The sequence below is a fragment of the Brevibacillus formosus genome (assembly GCF_003013405.1).
GTDB classification, from domain to species: Bacteria; Bacillota; Bacilli; order Brevibacillales; family Brevibacillaceae; genus Brevibacillus; species Brevibacillus formosus.
Genome location: NZ_PXZL01000001.1, coordinates 604,922 through 624,034, shown reverse-complemented (window position 1 = coordinate 624,034; position 19,113 = coordinate 604,922). Strand labels below are relative to the sequence as shown.

General features: G+C 47.4%; 17 protein-coding genes. All 17 read right to left on the bottom strand.

Annotated elements, in window-relative coordinates; genetic code table 11:
* Window positions 1-58 precede the first annotated feature (58 nt).
* Window positions 59-1,105, bottom strand: a complete 1,047-nt coding sequence (locus tag C7R91_RS03010) for a BMP family lipoprotein (RefSeq protein WP_047067797.1) — start codon at window positions 1,103-1,105, stop codon at window positions 59-61.
* Window positions 1,106-1,162: 57 nt separating this feature from the next.
* On the bottom strand, window positions 1,163-1,888 hold the full coding sequence (locus C7R91_RS03005; RefSeq protein ID WP_017249274.1) for a GntR family transcriptional regulator: 726 nt from the start codon (window positions 1,886-1,888) through the stop codon (window positions 1,163-1,165).
* Between the two features lie 239 nt (window positions 1,889-2,127).
* Entirely contained in the window at window positions 2,128-4,506 is a 2,379-nt protein-coding gene (locus tag C7R91_RS03000) for an FtsK/SpoIIIE family DNA translocase (RefSeq protein WP_047067800.1), read from the bottom strand.
* Window positions 4,507-4,628: 122 nt separating this feature from the next.
* A complete protein-coding gene (locus C7R91_RS02995) occupies window positions 4,629-4,859 on the bottom strand; it encodes a YlzJ-like family protein (protein ID WP_047067802.1) in 231 nt (76 codons plus the stop codon).
* The gene (locus C7R91_RS02990; protein ID WP_047067804.1) at window positions 4,856-5,680 is read right to left on the bottom strand and encodes a ClpP family protease; all 825 of its coding nucleotides are present in this window, start codon (window positions 5,678-5,680) and stop codon (window positions 4,856-4,858) included. The genes C7R91_RS02995 and C7R91_RS02990 overlap by 4 nt, the downstream gene beginning before the upstream one ends.
* A gap of 121 nt (window positions 5,681-5,801) precedes the next feature.
* Complete coding sequence (locus C7R91_RS02985) at window positions 5,802-7,508, bottom strand: ribonuclease J (protein ID WP_218033842.1); 1,707 nt, start codon at window positions 7,506-7,508, stop codon at window positions 5,802-5,804.
* A 115-nt stretch (window positions 7,509-7,623) separates the two neighbouring features.
* Window positions 7,624-8,490, bottom strand: coding sequence for a 4-hydroxy-tetrahydrodipicolinate synthase (dapA, locus tag C7R91_RS02980; RefSeq protein ID WP_047067809.1), 867 nt, complete (start codon window positions 8,488-8,490; stop codon window positions 7,624-7,626).
* Between the two features lie 56 nt (window positions 8,491-8,546).
* On the bottom strand, window positions 8,547-9,773 hold the full coding sequence (dapG, locus tag C7R91_RS02975) for an aspartate kinase (RefSeq protein ID WP_047067811.1): 1,227 nt from the start codon (window positions 9,771-9,773) through the stop codon (window positions 8,547-8,549).
* Between the two features lie 11 nt (window positions 9,774-9,784).
* Complete coding sequence (locus tag C7R91_RS02970) at window positions 9,785-10,825, bottom strand: aspartate-semialdehyde dehydrogenase (RefSeq protein WP_047067813.1); 1,041 nt, start codon at window positions 10,823-10,825, stop codon at window positions 9,785-9,787.
* Between the two features lie 57 nt (window positions 10,826-10,882).
* Window positions 10,883-11,479 (bottom strand): dipicolinate synthase subunit B, encoded by a 597-nt coding sequence (locus C7R91_RS02965; RefSeq protein ID WP_047067815.1) that lies wholly within the window; start codon window positions 11,477-11,479, stop codon window positions 10,883-10,885.
* Window positions 11,476-12,378, bottom strand: a complete 903-nt coding sequence (gene dpsA / locus C7R91_RS02960) for a dipicolinate synthase subunit DpsA (protein WP_016743359.1) — start codon at window positions 12,376-12,378, stop codon at window positions 11,476-11,478. The genes C7R91_RS02965 and dpsA overlap by 4 nt, the downstream gene beginning before the upstream one ends.
* Before the next feature lie 137 nt (window positions 12,379-12,515).
* A complete protein-coding gene (locus tag C7R91_RS02955; RefSeq protein ID WP_047067819.1) occupies window positions 12,516-12,776 on the bottom strand; it encodes a YlmC/YmxH family sporulation protein in 261 nt (86 codons plus the stop codon).
* A 72-nt stretch (window positions 12,777-12,848) separates the two neighbouring features.
* Window positions 12,849-14,102, bottom strand: coding sequence for a M16 family metallopeptidase (locus C7R91_RS02950; RefSeq protein ID WP_047067821.1), 1,254 nt, complete (start codon window positions 14,100-14,102; stop codon window positions 12,849-12,851).
* A 112-nt stretch (window positions 14,103-14,214) separates the two neighbouring features.
* Window positions 14,215-15,192 carry a polysaccharide deacetylase family protein gene (locus C7R91_RS02945; RefSeq protein ID WP_047067823.1) on the bottom strand — a complete coding sequence of 326 codons (978 nt, stop codon included), beginning with the start codon at window positions 15,190-15,192 and terminating at the stop codon, window positions 14,215-14,217.
* Between the two features lie 158 nt (window positions 15,193-15,350).
* Entirely contained in the window at window positions 15,351-17,498 is a 2,148-nt protein-coding gene (pnp, locus tag C7R91_RS02940) for a polyribonucleotide nucleotidyltransferase (protein ID WP_047067825.1), read from the bottom strand.
* 268 nt (window positions 17,499-17,766) lie between these two features.
* Window positions 17,767-18,036, bottom strand: a complete 270-nt coding sequence (gene rpsO / locus C7R91_RS02935; RefSeq protein WP_015891708.1) for a 30S ribosomal protein S15 — start codon at window positions 18,034-18,036, stop codon at window positions 17,767-17,769.
* Window positions 18,037-18,169: 133 nt separating this feature from the next.
* Entirely contained in the window at window positions 18,170-19,111 is a 942-nt protein-coding gene (locus C7R91_RS02930) for a bifunctional riboflavin kinase/FAD synthetase (RefSeq protein WP_017249287.1), read from the bottom strand.
* Between the last annotated feature and the right edge of the window lie 2 nt (window positions 19,112-19,113).

Genomic DNA, 19,113 nt, shown 5'->3' with positions numbered 1-19,113 from the left:
GGTAAAGGACAAGGCCAGTAGCTCGAACCAGCCTTGTCCGTTTGCAGCTTCCTTCTTTTTACTTGTCAGGAACTGTGATTTCGCCTTTAACGATTTTTTGCTTGTATTCTTCAACCAGCTTCAGTACGTCTTCAGGAACGTTCTTCGTGGAAGTGTCAGCCAGACCTACACCGTTTTCAGCCAGTCCGAGCCATTGTACTCCGCCTTTGAATTTACCCTCAGAAAGGTCTTTCGATACACGAATAACTGCTTCGTCAACACGTTTTACCATGGAAGTCAATGTTACATCGTCGCCGAAAGTCAGGGATTGGTCTTTGTCAACACCGATTACCCATACGTTCTCGCCTTTAGCTTTACGGTCTTTTGCTTCGTTGAACACACCGTCGCCTGTACCGCCGGAAGCGTGGAAGATGATGTCCACACCTTGACCGTACATGGAGGAAGCCGTAGATTTACCCATGTCTGGTTTGTCAAAAGCACCCGTGTAAACTTTAACTACTTGAATGCTTGGATCTACAGCTTTTACGCCCGCTTCGAAACCAAGATCAAAACGTTTGATTACCGGGATGTCAACGCCACCCACGAATCCAACCTTTTTCGTTTTGGTCATTTTCGCTGCAACTACCCCAGCAAGGAAGGAGCCTTCATGCTCTTTAAAGAGTACAGATGCTACGTTAGGAGCATCTACTTCAGCGTCGATGATCGCCAATTTTGCGTCTTTGTTTTCATTTGCTACTTTTTTCAGGTGGTCACCCATCAGGAAGCCGATACCCCAAGTCAGATCCCAACCGTCTTTTACGAATTGAGTCAGGTTTGGTACATAGTCAGCATCTGATTTTGATTGCAGATAGTTTACGTTTTCTTTCGGGAGATTCATATCGGTTTGGAGTTTTTGCAGCCCTTCCCAAGCACTCTGGTTAAAGGAGTTGTCGTTTACACCGCCAACGTCTGTAACCATACCTACTTTGATAGCTTTAGCGGCTGGAGCGCCTCCATTGCTACCAGTTTGGCCTTGAGGCTGTGCTTCTGGTTTGCTTCCGCACCCAGCAAGAACGAGCGACAGGCTGAGTGTTGCCACAGAAAGCACGGATAGAACTTTCTTCATCTGAGATTACCCCCTGTTTTTAGTTGATGAAATTGTTGAGTGAGGTTGCCCCCACTGTTACAACCGTCTCCGTACGACATGAAAGTGAATTTTGTCAGCTCTGAAGTAATTATGGGAGTATAGCACTGGCTTTTCACTTTCGTCGTAATGAATCTGTTTGAGCAAGAGCATGGGAGCAGATTTATCGCAATGCAGCAGGTTGGAAACCTTTTCATTGTAGCCCATGGGTTCTATATCGGCTACTGCGTATGCGATCCTTACCCCTGTTACGCTCTCCAGCCATTTGAAGATAGACTCTCCACTTGCCGCATAGCCCCCGGGCACCAGATGTGCAGGAATGCGGTCCACACAATAAACCACAGGCTCACCGTCAGCCGTTCGAATTCGCTCTACTATGAGAACGCCTTCACCCGGATTTAAGGCTAGCCGCTTCCTCTCTTCTTCAGCAGATTCGCCAAAGGATGTTTTCAGGATCAAGGTTCCTGCTGTATATCCTTGACGCTCGATTGCATCCGTCACACTAAAGAGTTCCCCAATCCCGCCCGAAAAAACAGGCTTTGAATTTATAAAGGTACCTACACCGTGTCTACGAATGACAATCTTCTCTTCCTCAAGAAGTCGGAGTGCCTCGCGAAGCGTCGCCCTGCTTACACCAAGCTGTTTGGATAGTTCGGCTTCAGAAGGGAGGCGTTCACCAGGACGAAGAAGTCCGGTTTCGATATCACTCTTGATCTTGTCCATTACCAAGAGAAACAGTGATCGAACATTCCCTTTGATGCTCATCATCATTCACTCCTGCTGTCCTTCAGCCATCCCAACAGGTAGGACGTCAGACCTCTGATTCGTATGAGACTTAATAACAACAATTTCCGTCAATCTCTTAGAAATTTTACATGAGGGGCGGGTATCATGCAAGCCAAATATTTATGAATAATAATGCAAAATGATTAATTTCGACAGGGATTTTCCTCCTAAAATAGGAAAAAAGACCCTGCCAGTACAAATGTTGGCAAGGTCTCTCTTTATGAAATATTACTTTCTATGGACGGACGTGGAAGACGAACCTCACGAGGCTTGCTTCCCTCATAAGGGCCGACTACTCCTTGGGCTTCCATCATATCAATCAATCGCGCCGCTCGTGTATAACCGACACGGAGGCGACGCTGCAGCAAGGATGCCGATGCCGTCTGCGCTTCAGAAACGATTTGGACAGCTTGATCGTACAGTTCATCATCCACGACTGGCTGCTGTTCCTCTTGCACGTCACCCGGGATCATCTCTTCATTGTAGCGAACCTCTTGCTGTTCTTTTACAAAACGAACGACCTCTTCTACTTCCTTGTCGGATACAAAGGCTCCTTGAACACGGGTAGGCTTGGATGCCCCCATCGGAAGCGAAAGCATGTCGCCTCTACCGAGAAGCTTTTCTGCTCCTCCCATGTCGAGAATCGTTCTGGAGTCAGCCATCGAAGACACCCCAAAGGCAATCCGGGATGGGATATTTGCCTTGATCACACCTGTAATGACATCTACGGAAGGACGTTGGGTCGCGATGATGAGATGAATCCCGGAAGCACGAGCCATTTGCGCGAGTCGACAAATCGCATCCTCCACTTCTCCCGGAGCTACCATCATCAAGTCCGCAAGCTCATCGACGATGACGACGATATAGGGAAGTGGCGCGCCTTCCACTTGTGCATTGTACATTTCGATATTGCGGCTTCCTGTTTTGGCAAACAAATTATAGCGCCGTTCCATCTCGGCCACGACTTTTTTCAATGCAACAGAAGCCCTTCTCGGGTCAGTAACAACTGGAGCTAGCAAATGCGGAATTCCGTTGTACACATTCAGTTCCACCATTTTCGGGTCAACCATCATCAGCTTGACTTCTTCTGGCTTGGCTTTGAACAAAATACTCATGATCAATCCGTTAATACATACTGATTTACCGCTTCCCGTCGCACCCGCCACGAGTAAATGAGGCATCTTGGTCAAATCTGCTACGATCGGCTCTCCGGAAATATCCCGGCCAAGAGCAACGGTAAGCTTCCCTGGCGCATCTTGATACTCGGGAGCTTCCAACACTTCTCGTAATGATACAACCGCTACCTCCGAGTTCGGAACCTCAATACCGATTGCTGATTTTCCTGGGATCGGTGCCTCAATCCGGATATCTTTTGCTGCCAATGCCAAAGCAAGGTCATCCGTCAAGCTGACAATCCTGCTTACTTTTACCCCTGTAGCGGGCTGAACTTCGTAACGTGTAACAGCGGGTCCGCGATGTACCTCGGAAACAGTTGCATTGACGCCAAAGCTCTTCAGTGTCTGCACTAATTTTGCCGCGTTTGAGGTATGATCGACGTCTTTAGCTGTTGAACTCGCTTTGGGCCTTGCGAGCATTTGCAAACTTGGCAGCTCATACGGTATGGTGTTCTGTTCTTCTCCGGTATCTATTGTACCGAAGATTTCTTCTTCTCCTTCAAGCGCAAACGTAATTTCTTGACTCGTTTTTGGTTGTGCAGTTCTCGCTTGATGGCTAGGATCAATCGGTTCCTCATCCTCTTCCAGCGCAATCCGATCCGTAAAATCACGAATTAATGGGGCGTTCGGTTGCTGGATTTCTTCCTCCTGAATAGAAGGCTGTGATTGGGATTTTTGCTCCTTCAACGCCGTAACAGCAATGGCCTCGTTCTCTGCCTCCGATTGCTTTTGCTTGCGAGCCTCTTCGGCTTCCTTTGCTTCTTTCTTTCGCTTCTCGCTCTCTTCCTGCAAAAGCTGTACAGAGTCCTTCACTGTATGCTTCGCCTTTCCGTAAAACAACGCGAGCTTGTCCTTGGCAAACATCAAAATGTTTACATAGGAAAGATTGAACAGAAACATCAGTCCCACAAGGAAAAGGAACACGATCACGAGACCAGTACCAATTGTTCCAACAAGACCATTTGTCACCGCAAAAAACAGGGCACCGACCATTCCTCCGCCTACCCCAGTGGTGGACACTTTCTGGCCATGATCAAGCCAAATTCTGTCCCATGTCACCTTCATAATGCTTTGCTCTGCAAATTTTCCATCTGCGGTAATTTGTTTGTACAAAATCATGTGGTCCCAGGTCAAAATCGCCACACCAATGAGCGCTATGCCTAAGACGCGGTAAGTAAGCTTCGGTGACTTTCTCGTAAACATCATATGTATGGCCATACCGATTAGCAGAACAGGAATGATAAAATCCCATGAGCCCGCAATAAATCGAAATAGAAGTGCCAGTACATTTTTGCCCAGCCATCCACTCTCCAATAGCCCGATCAAGGACAGAACGATGATCAGAAGTCCCAGCAGTTCTATTTTGACAACTGAGGCCAATGCCGCTTGTGAACGCTCTTTTTTTCTCCTACTCAAAGGCACGCCTCCTCCTCGTCATTATACTCGTTATGTACCGAATGTTAAAAAAGGCAGCCGTCGCGTGTTCGGCTGCTGTTCGTACTTCACTAGTATAACACAGGAAATTCATAGAAATACAGGACTTCTTAGGCGAGCCACTCAGGTTGAAACTGAATTTTTTGTCCGGGCGCGTATTGCTCCTTCAGGTAGTCTTGCGGATCTGGACTAATCAGCCTGACGATTTTTCCTTCAAACGGTCCGGTTTGCTCAATGAGCATCGTGGCATGACCCACTGCGATCTCTTTCAGCTCTTGTTTCTCCACTTGCTCCATGTTCTCAAAAACCGTTTCCATCGGAATGATGGAGTATAAGATCATTGGAGTACACTCTCCTCGCCTTTTCGCTCTTTGATCAGTTCGTTCAGTTTTTTCAGCGCGCTACCAAGACCGCCGACTTCATCAATTAAGCCATATTTTACCGCATCTACACCAATCACATTGGTTCCAATGTCTCGTGTCAATTCACCGGTTCGTGTCATAAGCTCACGGAACTTTTCTTCTGATACTTTGGAATGACGGGCAATAAAGCTTACTACACGATCCTGCATTTTGTCCAAGTACTCAAACGTTTGGGGCACACCAATCACAAGACCCGTTAATCGGATCGGGTGAATCGTCATCGTAGCTGTTTCTGCAATAAACGAGTACGAACCCGCTACAGCAATTGGCACACCAATGCTATGACCACCGCCGAGTACGAGTGTGACTACCGGTTTGGACAAGGAGGAAACCATTTCCGCAATTGCTAAGCCCGCTTCCACGTCCCCACCAACCGTATTCAAAATAACGAGCACGCCCTCTATTTTACTGTTTTGTTCTGCCGCAACCAGTTGAGGAATAAGGTGTTCGTATTTGGTCGTCTTATTTTGTGGAGGCAATTGGATATGCCCTTCTACTTGTCCAATGATAGTCATACAATAAATATTGCTTTCGAGCTGTGGGACGTTTGTCTGACCAAGTTGGGTAATGGAATCGAGCAGTTTTTTCTTCGGATCTTCTTGTGCAGGTGCTTCTGATGGCGGCGAGGCAGCAGGCTCCTGATCATTCGTTGGTGATTGTGGCTGGGATTCCTTACTATTTACCGCTGTGTTTGCAAACGGCGGCCTATTTAAAAAATCGCTAAATTGTTGATTCGACATGGATGATCCTCCCTCACTTTCCTCTGTAGTATGGATAAGGGGAGGAAAAATCATGCGCCCTCAAAGGCAAAAAAAGCCAAAAACCCTTATTCTAAAGGATTTCCAGCTTTTTTTCGTGATCCTACACTTCCATGATAATCGGCAAGATCATCGGACGTCTCCGCGTTTGCTCGTACAGATAACGGCCTAATGACTCTTTTACGTTATTTTTAAGTGAAGACCATTCATTCACATTTTCTTCCATGCATTTGACAAGTGTTTGGGTCACTATGCGATTTGCCTCATCCAGCAGCTCTTCGGATTCACGCACGTAGACGAAACCGCGAGAAATAATGTCTGGACCTGACAAAATCGTGCCATTTTGTTTGCTGAGTGTAACGACAACTACCAGTATGCCATCTTGTGACAGTAATTTGCGATCTCTAAGTACGATGTTTCCTACATCACCAACACCCAAGCCGTCAATCAAAACGTTGCCAGCATGGACTTTTCCACCGTAACGGGCCTTGCCCCCTGAAAATTCAACTGTATCGCCGTTATCCAGCAAGAATGTGTTTTCTTCAGGAATGCCAACCTGTTCAGCAAGTAAGGCATGTGTTTTCAACATACGATATTCACCGTGAACGGGAATAAAGTACTTAGGCTTCATTAGGTTAAGCATCAGGCGCAATTCCTCTTGGCTACCATGACCGGAGACGTGGACGGTTCCGTTAGGTCCATGGCCACCATAAATAACATCTGCACCAATGCGCGATAATTGATCGATCGTACGGGCCACGTATTTTTCATTCCCTGGAATGGGAGTGGCTGCAATAATAACGGTATCCCCTGGAAGGATGTCAATTTTCCGATGGGCGGATCGGGCCATCCGAGTGAGCGCGGACATAGGCTCTCCTTGGCTTCCAGTTGATAAAATAACAACTTGTTCAGCAGGCAATTTGTTGATTTCATCGATCTCAACAATCAAGCCCTCAGGGACCAACAAGTACCCTAAGTCTCTGCTGATAGTAATGACATTTTGCATGCTCCGGCCGACAACCGTCAATTTACGGTTGAACTGTGCTGCAGCGTCCACCACTTGTTGAATGCGGTGAACATTTGATGCAAACGTAGAAACAACAATACGTCCAGATGCTTTGCTGAACACATCCATGAGTGCTTTGCCCACTGAGCGTTCCGATCCGGTAAATCCAGGCCGTTCTGCATTGGTACTGTCAGAGAGCAAGCACAAAACGCCTCTGTCACCGATCATCGCCATTTTGGCCAGATCAGCTACCTGATTGTTGACAGGTGTTTGATCGAACTTGAAGTCTCCTGTATGAACGATGTAACCCTCCGGCGTATCCAGGCATACCCCTACACAATCGGGGATGCTGTGGTTTACGCGGAAGAAGGTCGCCTTCATCTTTCCGAGAACGACTTCCGAGTCGCTGTTGATCAATACGCGTTTTGTTTCGTTTAGGATACCCGCTTCTTTTAACTTTGCATCAATTAAACCAAGGGTAAGTTTTGTCGCATAAACCGGGACTTTCAAATGCTTCAGCACGTAGCTGAGGCCGCCGATGTGGTCTTCGTGTCCATGCGTAATAATAATACCCCGAACCTTGTCGCGATGTTCCTCCAAGTAGGTGATATCCGGAATAACCATATCAATCCCCAGCATTTCCTCTTCTGGGAACTTCAATCCGGCATCAATCACTACGATGTCGTCACCGCTTTGTACCACGTACATATTCTTCCCAATTTCGCCGACTCCGCCCAGGGCGAAAACGAGAACAGAGTGATTCGACTTTGCCAAAACGTGTAACCTCCTATATTTAGTTGTCATGTCCACTCAAAAAAACCGCCCCAAATCACTTGTTCTTATTATACCCGAAGTGAAATCATGAACACAAGGAAAAAGAGCCATCCCGGACTGGAATGGCTCTTGATCTTCTATGGAGTTAAACAAGCAGGGAATGCACAAATGCTTTTTCTTGTTCGTTCAGCTCGACTAAAGGCAGTCGAACGCCCCCAACTTGAACACCGAGCTTTTCTAAAGCAACCTTGGTTGGTCCTGGGCTCGGGTAAGCAAACAGGCCTTCAAAAATCGGCAACAGCTTGCGATGGAGTCTTGCTGCCTCCGTATAGTTACCGGCAAAATAGGCGTCCATCATATCTGTCATAGGGCGGCCAACCACGTGACTCGCCACACTGACAATGCCCACTCCCCCGATAGACAGGATGGGCAAGGTTAATCCATCATCGCCACTGTACAGCTCAAAACCTTCCGGGGCATGCTCAATGATTTGCGCCATCTGCGACAAATTGCCGGAGGCTTCCTTGATGCAAACCACATTAGGCAGTTCTGCCAAACGAAGTGTCGTTTCAGCAGTCATATTGACCACGGATCTTCCCGGCACATTATACAGCATCACAGGCAGCTTGGTCGCTTCCGATAATGCCTTGAAGTGTGCGTAAAGTCCTTCTTGTGATGGCTTGCTGTAATAAGGTGCAACGACCATGACAGCGTCCACTCCAATGGATTGTACAGCTTGGGTGAACTCAATGCTGGAGGCTGTATCATTGCTGCCTGTTCCTGCAATGATGTGGCATCTTCCTTTTGCGTAGGAAACCACATGACGGAAAAGATCGAGTTTCTCCGTACGGGATAGTGTCGGTGATTCACCTGTGGTACCACTCAATACGATTCCAGTTGTGCCATTTACAATCAAATGGTCAATCAGTCGCTCTGTTTTATCGTAATCGACCTGCAGCTGCTCATTAAAAGGCGTTACCATAGCGGTAACCAGTCGGCCAAAACGTGCCACTACCTCTCCAACTCCTCTTATCGTGATCAGTAGGTATTTAAAGTCAGGATATCCTCTTACATATGTTGAACATGCAGGTTGAACTGCTGATGAAGTGCGCGAACCGCCCTTACCATGTCCATTTCATGCACGAGTACCCAAATGGTTGTATGAGAGTCTGCCGATTGAAGAATTTGAATATCTTCTTGTGTAAGTGCCTCCACGATTCTCGCCATCACGCCGGGTACGCCCGTCATCCCTGCACCAATCACGGACACTTTTGCGCAATGCGGCAAAAGCTGCGGCTCGTATCCCATTTCCGTTAACAGACGAGCAGCTTTTTCTCCCATTTCATCATGGACCGTGTAAGCAACACCCATTGGGTTCACATTGATGAAATCTACACTGATGTTATGAGTTGCCATCGTTTTGAAGACTTGCAGCTGTGTATCATAAGACCCTTCTTTGTTCGCGACCTTGATTTGAGTAATATTCGGTACATGAGCGATTCCCATAACGACTCTGTCGTTTACAGTGTAGCCCAATTTCCCGATCTCCAGCATAGTCGTAACAAGTGTACCGGGGTCGTCCGAAAACGTAGAGCGAACACGAATCGGCACGTTTGCGTGCATCGCGATCTCCACCGCTCTAGGATGAATAACTTTTGCACCCAGGTGAGCCATGTTGCAAATTTCCGTGTAGGTCACCATACCGAGCCGCTGCGCTTCTTCAACGATACGCGGGTCCGCCGTCATGATGCCTTCCACGTCGGTGAAAATATCCACCGTTTCAGCCTTCAAGGCGACACCGAGGGCGGTTGCAGTCGTATCGCTTCCACCCCGTCCCAGTGTCGTAATTTCCCACTCGGCTGTACGTCCCTGAAATCCTGGAACGATCACAACTTGGTTTTCCTGCAAGTCCTGCAAAATACGACTTGGATCGATCGACATGATTTGTGCATTCGTAAAGTCGTCGCTCGTCACTATATTTGCCTGACCGCCTGTCAAAATCGTTGCTTTAATTCCCCGTGCATTCAACATGCTGCACATGACTGTAGCAGAGATAATTTCTCCGGTATGCATCAGCATATCCATTTCTCTACTCGGCAGTTGGTTCCCATTCGCACGAACCAACTGCAAAAGTGTATCGGTCGCATATGGATCACCCTTGCGACCCATCGCCGATACGACAACGACGAGGGCATAGCCCTCATCAATTGCTTTTTCCATATGGTAGATTGCCCGCATCCGGCAATCCTCCGTCGTCAAGGAAGAACCACCGAACTTCTGGACGAGAATCTTCACTAACCTCTCCCCTATACTCTTGCTTTTATGAGTTCTTCAGCGATTTGTACTGTATTCCATGCTGCACCCTTGAGAAGATTGTCAGAAACGATCCACATATGCAGTCCACGAGGATGATGGAGATCACGACGCACCCGGCCCACGAATACTTCCAGTTTGCCTGTTGCATCAGTAGCGAGTGGATACTGCTGTTCCTCCGGCGCATCTACTAACACGATACCAGGAGCATTTTTCAGCAGGGCCTTTACTTCTGCCAGATCGTAATCCTGTTTCAGCTCTACATATACCGACTCGCTGTGGCCGTAGACCACTGGAATACGTACGCAAGTAGCTGAAACAAGTACAGTGTCATCACCGAAGATTTTTTTGGTCTCATTGACCATTTTCATTTCTTCATAAGTAAAACCATTGTCGGTGAACACATCAATCTGCGGAATCGCGTTGTACGCAATCTGATGATGTACAGGTAATTTGCCTACGGGAAGTACGTTACACTGCGGTTCTTTACCATCCAAAATGTCTCGACTCTGGTCGAGCAATTCATTGATCGCAGATTGACCTGCACCAGATACTGCCTGGTAAGTAGAAACGATAATTCTGTCTATACCAAAACGATCATACAGGGGTTTTAGAGCGGCAACCATCTGAATCGTAGAGCAATTCGGATTCGCAATGATTCCATTATGAGCGAGCGCAGCATCCATATTTACTTCTGGCACAACGAGAGGAACATCCGGGTCCATCCGGAATGCGCTGGTATTGTCAATGACAACCGCACCATGACGCACTGCGTGATGAGCCAGTTCCTTGCTGACCGATCCGCCAGCACTAAACAGGGCAAAATCAACCCCTGCAAAACTGTCTGGAGTCGCCTCTTCCAGTACAATTTCTTGCCCCTTGAAGGTGACTGTTTTTCCTGCAGAACGTCCAGAAGCAAGCAGCTTAAGCTGTTTGATTGGGAAGTTACGCTTTTCTAATAGTTGAATCATCTGCTGTCCGACTGCACCAGTCGCACCGACTACAGCAACATTGAAAGTCAGTTGGTTTGCCATCTCTTACTCTCCTCCTAATCGCGAAAAAGCAGGTTTATTGTTTTTTCTGTAGTCTTATCAGTAGTTAAATCTTTCGATGAGCAAGGGTTGCAATTGTCGTCCTTCCAAAGCTGCTTCGCATGTTTCTACTAGGAGATCCATACGAGCTACAAGCGAGTTCGGTTTTTTATCCGGGGCATCCTGCCCGAACGGTACGAAATACATATTTTTCGCGGCCAACAGCTTGGCAATATTGGCTGCATTTAATCCCAGACCATCATTGGTGGATATGGCAATCACAATGGGTCGCAAATTACGCATCGTCGCTTTAGCCGCCATCAGTACAGCACTATCGGTAATGGCATTCGCCAGTCGACTCGTCGTACTGCCTGTGCATGGCGCAATCAGCATGACATCCAACAGCTTGGAAGGTCCCAACGGCTCAGCCTGAGGAATCGTCGAAATAAGCTCTTCCCCCGTCAGTTCCTTAATTTGTTGCTGCCAGCTTTGCGAAGTACCGAAGCGTGTATCCGTGGTCATAATCGTATTCGATACGATCGGTACCACCCGTGCTCCGGCATCCACAAATCGCTTAATTTGCGGCATGGTTTCCTCAAAGGTGCAATGCGATCCAGACAATCCAAATCCAATGGTCTTTCCCTGAAGCTTACTCATGTTGCATCCCCTCCTGGCGCTTTCCTTTGATCCGCAATAAGACGAGACAATGTTTGGGCTAAAATTTGTCCAGCGGTTTTCGGTGCAACGATTCCAGGCAATCCGGGAGCAAGAAGAGCTTTGATACCTCGTCTTTCAGCGTAACGAAAATCTGTTCCCCCTGGCTTGGAGGCTAGATCAAGTATAAACGCCGACTGAGGCATTTGAGCAATCACTTCTGCCGTGAGTAATAATTGCGGGATGGTATTAAAAATGAAATCAGCATTCGTAACCTGTTGCCTTACTTCGCTTATATGGAAGGGAGTCAATCCCATCTCATAAATGCGTGCCAAGTGTTCTTGACGTCTGGCCCCAACTCTTACGCGGGCCCCCAACGCATGCAATGCTCGAGCCATGGACAAACCTGTTCGGCCCAATCCCAAAACAATTGACTGTGATCCATGAATCGTAATATCCGTATGCTGAATCGCCATCATTAACGCTCCCTCTACAGTAGGGATAGAGTTATAGATAGCAACGTCATCACGATCCAAGAGCTCCACGAGAGGAAGCTGTGTGGAAGCCAACAGCTTTTTCAGATAAGGCTTTGCCATTCCCGTGTAAACCACGCAATGACTCGGCAGACTTGCCACATGTTCGTCTAGCAACTGCAGTTGTTTGGAGCAAAAAATACTTTCCACGTATCCTTGGTCATCGGTCCCTACGATGGGTAGGATGAGGGCGTCCACGTCTTTCAACACATCGCATGTTAATGGTTTCTTCGTTGCCCCTGTAAAATTACTTTCCAGGTTGTCGAAGCCAACTAACGTGACGCTAGCATCCAGTTGTATGCATCGCTTAATGACTTCCAACTGGCGAGCGTCTCCGCCGATGAAGGCAACATGTATGCCCGTTAGCATGCTGCGTTCCCCTTTCCACACATTTTACTGCATTAAATGATCGGAACGCAAAGGTTTTCCTTTTGGAAAAGTTGACGGAAATCCATGCGGTCTACCCCCATCCTATTCCGCTCCTACTACTTCGGTGACAGTAGCGCCTACTTTTGAGAAGCTTGTGCCTCAGGGGCTTGGAGCTGGATGATGACCATATCTGGCCCAATTTTTACGATGGAACTCCATGGGATCACGAGGTCCTCTCGCTTCTTGCCGAACCCAAAGAAACTACCTCCTGGCAAGATGATGGATTGAATCGCACCATTTTCGGGATGGATGACTAAATCGGAATCACTGATGACTCCCATTTTCTCCCCGTTGTCCAGTCCGATAATCTCCTTCCCACCCAACTCGCTTAAGCGCATGGAGAAGCCCCCTTTGTCCTTTCATTTACTGTTGATATACGCAAAAAAATCCGGGCTATGCCGGATTTTTGCCTACAACAAAATATCGTTCTTCACGTTTTCAGGGAAGCCATCGAGTGGGCTCACCATCGCCATTGACATCTTGGAACGGAACAACTGCTGCGCCACAGCCAGAACAGATTCATGGGAAACACGGTCTATTTTGGCGATGATCTCATCTAGACTAAGGTGACGGCCCAGCAAGAGTTCATTTTTTCCAAGGCGACTCATACGGCTATTCGTGCTTTCCAAGCTGAGCATCAAGCTGCCTTTCAGTTGCTCTTTTCCTTTGTTCAGCTCTTTGTCCGTAATTCCATGATCAGCGACATCGCGCAGGACGCGCGAGACAATGTCAAATACCTGTCCTACTTGCTCTGGTGCCGTTCCTGTATACACATGGAACGTACCCGCTTCTTTATAGGACGAATGATAGGAGTAAACAGAGTATGCCAAGCCTCGCTCTTCTCGAATCTCTTGGAACAGACGCGAGCTCATGCTGCCACCCAGCACGTTGTTTAGCAAAATCAAGGAGTAAACCTCGGGATGTCCTACCTTAAACCCAGGTAAAGACAGGCACAAATGCGCTTGCTCTGTGGCCTTGTGATGAGCGATCACATTTCCAGCAAAGTCAGGAGTAGACAAGGTCGGCATACTGCCTGGACGCGAGAAAGTCTGAAAGCGCTTTTGAATGTCTTCAATCAAACTGTCTTCAAAATTACCCGCTACTGTAATCACCGTATTCGTTGGCAGATAGTGCTGATCAATATAAGCGAGCAAATCGTCACGCTTCAAGCTGCGCAGGACATCTTCCGTACCCAAAATCGAATACCCTAGCGGGTGTGTGCTGTACGAAGCGCGTGCAATCAAATCATGCACCAAATCATCTGGCGTGTCTTCATACATGCTAATCTCTTCAATGACGACGTTCTTTTCCTTTTCCAACTCATCTGCATCAAATACCGAGTTGAAATACATATCGGAAAGAACATCGAGAGCGATCGGAGCATGCTGGTCGAGCACCCTTGCGTAATAGCAGGTATATTCCTTCGAAGTAAAGGCGTTCACGTTCCCGCCAATCTCATCAAAGGTTTCCGCAATTTCCTTTGCAGAACGAGTTTTTGTGCCTTTGAAAAACATATGCTCGAGAAAATGGGAAATCCCGTTATTTTTCTCGTTTTCATATTTCGAACCAGTCCCTACCCAGATGCCTAAGGCAACGGAGCGAACGGACGGAATCCGTTCCGTCACGATTCGAAGACCGTTATCACACGTATGACGTTGTATCACGTAAATCCTCCTCGGTTGTTCATCTGTCTCTACCCGAAACCTCGGGGAATTTCTTGTAAACACGTCTAACTATAGCAAACTTCCTTTGTCTCCACAATAAATGAACATGTATTTACGGTGACGGGAGTCTACGACTCGATATGACCTCCGAGACTGTTGTCGGCTGTAGCCCCTTCTTTTTCGCGATTGTCAGCAGTTGATCCAAACTGGCCTCGGAAGTAGAAGTAGGATGCATGAGTACGAGGACACCATTCTCCATTTTACGGCTTATTTTATTGATAACAGAAGCAGGCGAAGGTTTCTGCCAGTCTACCGTATCTGCCGTCCATAGAATCGTCTTCATTTGATAAGAAGAATGCGCGATTTGTACAACGCGCTGGTTAAAAGCACCAGATGGCGGTGCAAACAGGGAAGGCTTTACTTCCAGCGTTTTAAAAATAACATCTTGCGTACGACTTATCTCTTGATGAATTCTCTGTGTTCCCAGTGTGTTCATATCGGGATGGGAATACGCATGATTCCCAATCTCATGGCCACGTGCCATGATCTTTTTTGCTTCTTCTGGGTAACGTTTTACCCAAGAGCCATCCAGAAAGAACGTTGTCTTTACCTTATGTTTATCGAGTGTATTGAGCATCGAATCAAGATACTCATTTCCCCAAGCCACGTTGATCATGAAAGATATCGCTGGTTTATTTGGATTTCCTCGATAGATAGGTTGTGCTCCCAATTGCTCAAGCGAAACCGCTGGAGGTACTTCCTTGTATACCAGCAAATCAGGGCTGGACACACCCGCAGCCAGCATTTTATTGAGGGATTCTTCTACATCGACGACACGTCCATTATAGCCGGGAATCGCCTTCCACGTCTGATCGACGACGGCATCGATTGGCTCTTCCTCTCTACCCTCTCTCCACTTTTCAATCTGCGCCCGTAAACGCGCTTTTTCATTTTCGTTTCGATCCCCATTCACTATTTGGACATTTTTGAGCGTGCTAATGTAATGATGAATAGGCTGATAATTCAAGAGAACAATCAGCGCAGCTCCATATATAACGATGAACAAAAGTCTCCTGGTCCTATTCGTCATTAGGGCGTCGCCCTCCTCTATCAATCGTACGAGTCTCTCTTGTCCAATGTATGAGAGGAAGGAACGACTTAGACATACGAAACGGGAGCAACTGGCACAAAAAAGAAAAAAGCTTCCGTACACGAATTTCTTCGAGTGACGAAGCCTTTTGTTTTTCTTTATTCTGCTTTTGTTGGTGTTTCAGCAGCTTGTGCCGCAGCAGCCTGTTCTTTCAAAACTGCTTTGCGAGAGAGATTCACACGACCTTGGTCGTCGATCTCGGTCACTTTCACTTGTACTTTATCACCAACTGCGACAACATCTTCTGTTTTGGCTACACGCTCTTCAGCCAGTTGAGAGATGTGGCACAAACCCTCTTTACCTGCGAACAACTCGATGAACGCACCGTACTTCTCTACGCGTTTTACTGTTCCCAGGTACACCTGGCCAACAGCTACCTCACGAACCAGATCTTCAATGATTTGTTTCGCGCGCAGATTCGCTTCGTGGTTGATGGATGCGATGAAGACTCTTCCATCTTGTTCGATGTCGATTTTTACGCCGGTTTCTTCGATAATCTTATTGATGACACGACCTTGTGGACCGATTACATCGCGAATTTTCTCCGGATTGATCGTCATGGTCATGATTTTTGGTGCATAAGGAGACAGTTCTTTACGCGGTTCGGAAATCGTGCTCATCATATGGTTCAGGATGTGCAAACGGCCTACACGCGCTTGCTCCAAGGCCAGCTCTAAAATCTCACGGTTGATACCGGAAATTTTGATGTCCATTTGGATAGCTGTTACACCAGCCTCAGTACCCGCTACTTTGAAATCCATGTCTCCCAAATGATCTTCCATACCTTGAATATCAGTCAGGATCGAGAAGGATTTCTCATCTTTGCTCATGATCAAGCCCATCGCAATACCTGCTACCGGTGCTTTGATCGGCACACCTGCATCCATCAAGGCAAGTACGCTCGCGCAAATCGACGCTTGCGATGTGGAACCGTTGGATTCAATGACTTCTGACACGAGACGAATGGTGTATGGGAACTCTGTCTCAGATGGAATGATTGGCTCGATTGCACGCTCACCCAACGCACCGTGTCCGATTTCACGACGCCCTGGAGGACGCAACGGACGTGCTTCACCTACGCTATACGGCGGGAAGTTGTAGTGGTGCATGAAACGCTTCGATTCTTCCAGACCGAGTCCATCGAGAATTTGAACATCTCCCAGCGCGCCTAAGGTGCAAACGCTCAGCGCTTGCGTCTGACCGCGGGTAAACATAGCAGAGCCATGTGTACGGGAAAGAATGTTTGTCTCACTGGACAGCGGACGGATTTCGTGCAAAGCTCGTCCATCAGGGCGGACTTTCTCTTCCGTAATCAGACGGCGAACCTCATCCTTAACAATATTGCCCAGTACTTCGCTAATCATCTTTTCCTGCTCTGGATATGCCTCAGGGTCCTTGGCTGCAAAATGCTCTTTGGTTTCTGCCTTGATATCGTCAATCGCATCGTAGCGTGCTTGTTTTTCTTCGATGCGAACTGCTTCTTTCAGGCGAGCTTCCGCAAATTCACGCACAGCTTGGTCGATTTCAGGATCAACCTCATGCAAAATGACTTCCATCTTTTGCTTGCCGATTTCGGACACGATCATGTTCTGGAATTCTACCAGTTGCTTGATCACGTCATGACCAGCCATGATCGCTTCGAGCATTACCGCTTCTGGTACTTGGTTCGCAGCTGCTTCCACCATGTTAATCGCTTTGTGCGTACCTGCGACAGTCAGGTGAATATCGCTTTTCTCTGCTTGAGCTACAGTAGGGTTAATGACGAACTCGCCGTCAATTCGTCCTACGATTACTCCTGCAATCGGACCTTCAAAAGGAATCTCCGAGACGCATAGCGCTGCGGAAGTACCGATCATCGCAGCGATTTCAGGTGAGCAGTCTTGATCCACAGACAGAACAGTATTTACGATTTGTACATCGTTACGGAATCCTTCTGCAAAAAGAGGCCGGACAGGGCGGTCAATCAAGCGGCTAGCCAAAATCGCCTTTTCGCTTGGACGTCCTTCTCTTTTAATAAAGCCGCCAGGAATTTTCCCAACCGCATAGAGACGTTCCTCATAGTTTACAGTCAGTGGAAAGAAGTCAAGTGGTTTTGGTTCTTTCGAGACTGTAACTGCAGACAGGATTGCTGTATCGCCGTAACGAACCAAGACCGAACCATGCGCCTGTTTAGCCATTTTGCCAAATTCCAGGGTCAGTTTTCGGCCTGCCAGTTCGAAGTCATATGTACGGTATTGTTGCTCCATGATGCTAGCAGTCCTCCTTCACAACAATGTGCGTTTACACACTTTGTTTTCTACCTATATGTATTATTTCCTGCCATGATAAAAATTAAATGGGTACCTTTGGCAGTCGTTCTAGATAATAAAAAAAGCTTCTTTTGTGAAGCTAATGTAAGCAAACCATTTGTTTCCATGCTTTTACTCGTTTCGGATGGGCTTAGCGCATTTCTTGCGCTAAACCCTCCTACACGATAGAAAAAGCGGGCAGAACCCGCTTTCTACAAAACGCTGATTAGCGGCGCAGACCCAGGCGGTCTACAACCGAACGATAGCGTTGAACATCTGCTTCACGCAGGTATGTCAACAGGTTACGACGTTGACCAACCATTTTCAAGAGACCACGACGGCTGTGGTGATCTTTCTTGTGCGTACGCAAGTGTCCGTTCAGATTGTTAATGTTTTCGGTCAAGATAGCGATTTGCACTTCCGGTGAACCGGTGTCGTTCTCATGAGTACGGAACTCTTGAATCAGTTGAGTTTTACGTTCTTGAGTCAATGCCATCATGACTCACCTCCTCATTTTTTATACCGTTCGCCGAGTCTGCCGTCGGTGAGAATCGGACAGCCAAGCTACGGTTATCTGTACAACGTTTTGAATTATAGCATACCATTTTGTGAAAAGCAAAGAGAATCCTTTACGAGATTCCCTCTGCGAATTTTTGCTTTGCCGTTTGTACATCTCGTCCAATTTGCGCGATGAGTGCATCGACTCCAGCAAATTTCTGCTCTTCCCGAATGTAGAACAAGAACTCTACTTCTACTTCTTTGTCATAGATTTCACCAGAGAACTCAAAAATGTGCACTTCTAGTGACTTTTCTTTTTTCTCCAGTTCAAATGTAGGCTTGATGCCTACGTTCATGACACCATAGTAGCTTTGTTCATCCACGGTAAAGCGAACACCGTAGACCCCATTCTTTCCGATCAAGTACGGCTGATTCACTTGGACGTTCGCTGTAGGAAAGCCAATGGTTCGACCACGCTTGTCCCCATGCACGACTGTTCCGCGCACTTTGTAGGAGCGGCCTAACAAATGGCGAACCTGCTCGACATCCCCATGATGAAGATATTCACGGATGATCGTACTGCTCACTTTTTCACCCAAGCGATTTACAGGACCCACGATGTCGAGCCCATAGCGACCTTTGCTCATTTCTTGCAAGGTATGGGCAGTCCCCATCCCGCGATAACCAAAGGTATAGTCGAAGCCAACGACAATATGGCGGCATTCCAATGGAAGAAGGCACTCTGCGATGAAATCTTCTGGATAAATAGCCGCAAAGCTAATATCGAACTTCATCACATATGTGGTATCTACGCCCATCTTTTCGAATTGCTCGAGCTTGTCTGCAAGTGGTGTCAAATAGCGGGTATAACCGCTTTGCCCCAAAACTTCTCGAGGATGCGGATCAAAGGTCACTACCGTACTTTGCCATCCGTTTGCTTTCGCTGTATCAATCGCCTTTTGGATTACACGGCGATGCCCAATATGTACACCATCAAAGTACCCAAGTGCAATTGCACAAGGATTCGCTTGCAGGTCAGACGGAAACGGGTATGTCAGGTAGATCGTTTTCACGG